Source organism: Flavicella sp. (genome assembly GCF_037132785.1).
Lineage (GTDB): Bacteria > Bacteroidota > Bacteroidia > Flavobacteriales > Flavobacteriaceae > Flavicella.
The window spans coordinates 1-5001 of record NZ_JBAHZZ010000053.1; the positions used below are offsets into that span (position 1 = coordinate 1).

Annotated in this window: 3 protein-coding genes and 1 pseudogene; 3 read left to right on the forward strand and 1 reads right to left on the reverse strand. The window is 34.1% G+C overall.

All coding sequences use genetic code 11. The features are described 5' to 3' along the window. The 3 genes from V5787_RS03240 to V5787_RS03250 form a co-directional block, all read left to right on the forward strand. Positions 1–2045: gliding motility-associated C-terminal domain-containing protein (locus V5787_RS03240; RefSeq protein WP_336891842.1), on the forward strand; the 2045-nt coding region annotated here is incomplete at its 5' end. Between the two features lie 6 nt (positions 2046–2051). Then, positions 2052–2957, forward strand: a complete 906-nt coding sequence (locus tag V5787_RS03245) for a type IX secretion system membrane protein PorP/SprF (RefSeq protein WP_336891843.1) — start codon at positions 2052–2054, stop codon at positions 2955–2957. Positions 2958–2969: 12 nt separating this feature from the next. Next, the gene (locus V5787_RS03250) at positions 2970–4628 is read left to right on the forward strand and encodes an OmpA family protein (RefSeq protein ID WP_336891844.1); all 1659 of its coding nucleotides are present in this window, start codon (positions 2970–2972) and stop codon (positions 4626–4628) included. 152 nt (positions 4629–4780) lie between these two features. Here the strand turns inward: V5787_RS03250 and V5787_RS03255 are convergent. Beyond that, positions 4781–5001 (reverse strand): annotated as a pseudogene (locus V5787_RS03255) (hypothetical protein); the annotation flags it as partial.

Consider the following 5001-nt stretch of genomic DNA (forward strand, 5'->3'; position numbering starts at 1 on the left):
GATTGACATATGTTGCAGCATATCCATCTGCAGGTATTTGGACTGCTCCTGATTGGGCTGTAACAAATATTGACCCTGGACAGACAGAGGTGTTGACTTTGGAAGTTTTAGTGGGGGCAGATACCTCTGGACAGACATTGACAAATACAGTGAGTCATGTGCAAGATCAAGACGATTCTAATACCACTTTAGATGATCTAGAAGCTACTATAGTTGTTACCAGTGCTGATATAGGAGTTACGAAAACAGTTGACAATTCAAGTCCATTGGAATTGGCGAATATTAATTATACAATTTCAGTTTCAAATACTGGTCCTAATACAGCAACGGGAGTTAGTATTACTGATCTTTTACCTTCTGAGTTAATGTATATATCTGATAATAGTGGAGGGGCATATAATAGCGGATCCGGTTTATGGACAATTGGAACATTGGCAGATGGGCAGACCAAGGAGTTGTTGATTACCGCAAGTGTACGTATCAATACTGTTGGAATTACGATTACAAATACTACGTCTAATTTAATAGCAGATCAGGGTGATTTGAATCCATCGAATAATGTGGCGAGTGTTTCCATAGTACCCGTTCGAGAAGTCGATTTGAGCCTGACAAAAGAATTTGTTGATGGAACGGATGTGCCTTGGATAGCTAACTTAAAAATGTTTGAAATAAAAGTGACAAATGAAGGAGTCTCTATCGCTACAGGTGTTGAGGTTACTGATCTGTTGCCTTCTGGATATAGTTTTGTGGGGTATAGCTCTACAGTAGGAGCTTACAATTATGTATCAGGTATATGGGATATTGGTCAAATACTTCCGGGAACAGTTGTCGTTTTAACGATTGATGTTATTGTGCTTGGAACAGGCGATTATGAAAATTGTGCTGAGATAACAGCGATCAATGAGACGGATATAGATTCTACGCCAGGAAATGGAGATCCTACGGAAGATGATTATGCTTGTGCAGGTATTACATACGGTACAGATTTGGATTTAGGTGTTGAAAAAACAGTGTTAAATAACGAATTGACTCCCAATGTAGGGACTCAGATAACCTTTAAAATAGAACTGACAAATCACGGTTTATTGGATGCGTATTCTGTTCAATTGCGGGATATAATTCCAACGGGTTATCAATACGTGAATTATAGTGCTAGTAGTGGTGTTTATAATGAGGCTACAGGCATCTGGTCTTTGAGTTCTATTGCGAAACAAAGCACAGAAGAACTATTGGTGACTGTATTAGTAAATTCTATCGGAGATTATGAGAATTGTGTGAATATCATTGAATCTTCAAATTCAGATTCTAATGCTCTAAATGATACAAGTTGTATAACTGTTGTGCCAATTGCTATTGTCGATTTGGAATTAGATAAAAGAGTTAGTGATAATAAGCCGACCTCTGGTGATGAGATTGAATTTACAATAAGGCTGATAAATAAGGGACCAAGTCTAGCAACAGGAGTTCAAGTATTGGATAATTTACCTTCGGGATATCAATTTGTTTCTTATTACTCTACAGAAGGTAGCTTTGATGAAATCTCTGGTATTTGGGATGTAGGTATGGTTTATTTAGGTATTGAGGAGGAACTTGTAATTCGAGTAAAAGTTTTGTCAACAGGAGAGTGGGATAATACGGCAGAAGTTTATACATGTATTGAGGTAGATATAGATTCTACTCCAGGAAATAATAATCCAGATGAAGATGATCAAGATACCGTTGAGGTGGATGTAATAATTGATTTATTTATTCCAGAAGAATTTACTCCTAATGGAGACGGGATAAATGATACTTTCGAGATTGACAATTTGTCGGTATTATATCCGAATTTTAAAATAGTTATCGTAAACCGATGGGGTAATAAAGTGTTTGAGTATCAACATTCAGGAAACCCAAATACAAAACCTATTTGGTGGGATGGTTATTCCGGTGGGGCTGTTAATTTAGGTTCAGGAGATGTGCCAGTAGGTACTTATTTCTACACTATAGAATTTAATAATAATGATAGAGCACCTCAAACAGGTTGGGTGTACTTAAGAAGATAACGGTATATGAAAAAAATAAAAATTTTAGTTATAAGTTTTCTGTTGCTGAGTTCTTTAAAATGTTTGGCACAGCAAGATCCACATTATACCCAATATATGTATAATATGACGGTGATGAATCCTGCCTATGCAGGATCTAGAGGGGTATCAGTTATTAGTTTATTAGGACGTACACAATGGATTGGTGTTAGTGGAGCAGCAAGAACAGCTACTTTGTCTATTGATGCACCTGTAGGTAAGGCTGTTGGTCTTGGGTTTTCAGTGATTCATGACGAGATAGGTCCTGTAAAAGAAAATAATGTATATGGTGATTTTTCATTTACCATTTTTACAGGAGAAGAGAGTAGATTGGCATTTGGAGTCAAAGCAGGAGCTACCTTTTTAGATATCGGATTGTTAACTACAGTTACACCTGGAGACCCTTTGAATGTTCCTGTAAATCAAGTTTCCCCTATTTTTGGTACTGGGATTTATTATTATACCAACAAGTTTTATGCAGGCTTGTCTACGCCAAATTTTTTAGAAACTCGTCATATCGATGATGATAATGGAGTTGTAAGTACAGCTTCTGAAACAATGCCAATATTCTTTACCTCTGGTTATGTTTTTGATATTACAAATGAGATTAAGTTAAAACCATCTACGATGGTTAAAGCTACTTCAGGAGCACCTATTTCAGTGGATCTTTCAATGAATTTATTGGTAAAATCTGTTTTGGAATTAGGTCTGTCTTATAGAATTGATGATTCTATCTCTACTATGGTTGGCATACAGGCAACAGAGAAATTAAGAGTAGGATATGCATATGATTATTCGACCAGTAGTTTTGGAGTATATAATTCTGGTTCTCATGAGTTAATGTTGATTTATATGTTTGGTAAACGAAATATGAAAAGTCCAAGATTTTTCTAAAAAATACGATCTATGTTTAAAAAAAATATCTCTTTTTTGTTTTTAGTTTTCAGTATTGTAGGTCTTATGGCCCAGGATCAAGAATGTATTGTTAAAAACATAAATATAAATACAAAGAATCAAGATTTTGGAATGATTCAGTATTCTGATTCTTTGGTTTTGTTTTCCTCTTCAAGAAAAGACAGATCCATAAAAAACCCTAAATGGGGAGGTAATAATCAACCTTATTTAGGATTGTATACCGCTAAGTTAAGACATGATGGGACATTTGATTCTGTTGTCAAATTTTCTCACAAGATCAATACAAAATACCATGATGCAAATTTGGTTTTTAGTAAAGATGGCTCGACAGTTTATTTTTCAAGAAGTAATTATTTTAAAGGAAAATATGTGACAGATTCTATAGGACAAAACTTAATTCAACTCTACAAAGCCGTAAAAAACAGTGTTGGAGAATGGGAGGTATTACCAATGCCTTTCAATAGTCGGAACTATCAAACAGGTCACCCTTCCTTGAGTACTGATCAAACAAAATTATATTTTATTTCTGATATGCCTGGAGGTTATGGAGAAACGGATGTATATATTGTCGATATACATAAAGATGGTACTTATGGGACACCCAAAAATTTAGGACCAAATGTAAACACGAAAGGGAAAGAGATGTTTCCTTATGCGTGGAAAAATGAACTTTATTTTTCTAGTGATGGTTATGCAATTGGACTAGGAGGCCTTGATATTTATAAGGTTGATTTAGAAGATCATTTTCCTACAGAATCTGTTGTTAATTTAGGACGACCGTTAAATAGTTATAGTGATGATTTTGGTATTTCTTTTAATAAAACCAAGAATTCGGGGTATTTTTCTTCTAATCGCCCAGGAGGAAAAGGGGATGATGATATTTATACTTTTGAGCGTAGTTGCCAGCAAATAATTAAAGGAATTACTCAAGAACGGGAAACAGAGGTAGACACTACTACAAGAATAAAACGTTATACGAAAGAACAGGGTAGTATTTATATGTCTGAAATTGCAAGAGTGGTTTTGGATAGCACAACAGTTTATCTGTTTGATGATAAAAATTTAAAACTGGATAGTGTATTAACGAATGCTAAAGGAGAGTTTCAGTTTATTGTTGACTGTAGCAAGCATTATATAATTCTTGCTGAGAAGGAACATTTTGAAGCGGATGAATTAGTTTTTACAACTTTAGAAAATAATAACGAGACAATATCGGCTAATTTATATTTGACACCTCCAGATATTATCAATAATCTTGATGAATTGATGATTCGAATTAAACCTATTTATTTTAAGTTTGATAAGTCGGATGTCCGTCCAGAGTCAATTAAACACCTTCAGAAAGTCGTTAATGTAATGAAAAAACACCCTCATATAAAGGTTGATATAAAGGCACATACGGATAGTAGAGGTAAGGCGGATTATAATTTAAAGCTGTCTGATAGACGTGCAGGGGTCGTTAGAGTATGGATTATTCAAAATGGAATTAATGGAGATCGGATTACTTCTCAGGGTTATGGTGAAAGCAAATTATTGAATGAGTGTTCCGACGGGATAGAATGTACAGATGAGCAGCATCAAAAAAACAGAAGGGTTGAATTTGTAATTACAAATCCAGAAGAACATAAAATGAAAGTATTGGAAAAATAATCTTTTAAGGTTTTAATTCTTTAGGTATTCGATATGGATTACCTTAATACCAAATAAACATCAAAATGATTGATTAAACTAGTTTCTATTTCCTTTACATTTCAATATAAAATAGAACCGTAACCTTGCTATGATTATATTTTTTATTTCATTTAAATAAAAAATAACTGAATTATATGCCTAGTGTCTGTTTTATGTTTTTGTAGTACCATTCTAAGAATTGTTTTATGAAAAATGGATTCTTTGTATTGTGACCTATTAATTCTAAAACAAAATTCATCAAAATATGCTTGTATATGCCATTTACTTACATGAGTTGGTATTGCTCTTAACCAAGATTTTAGTTGCATAATAACCACATGTAACTCTTTGA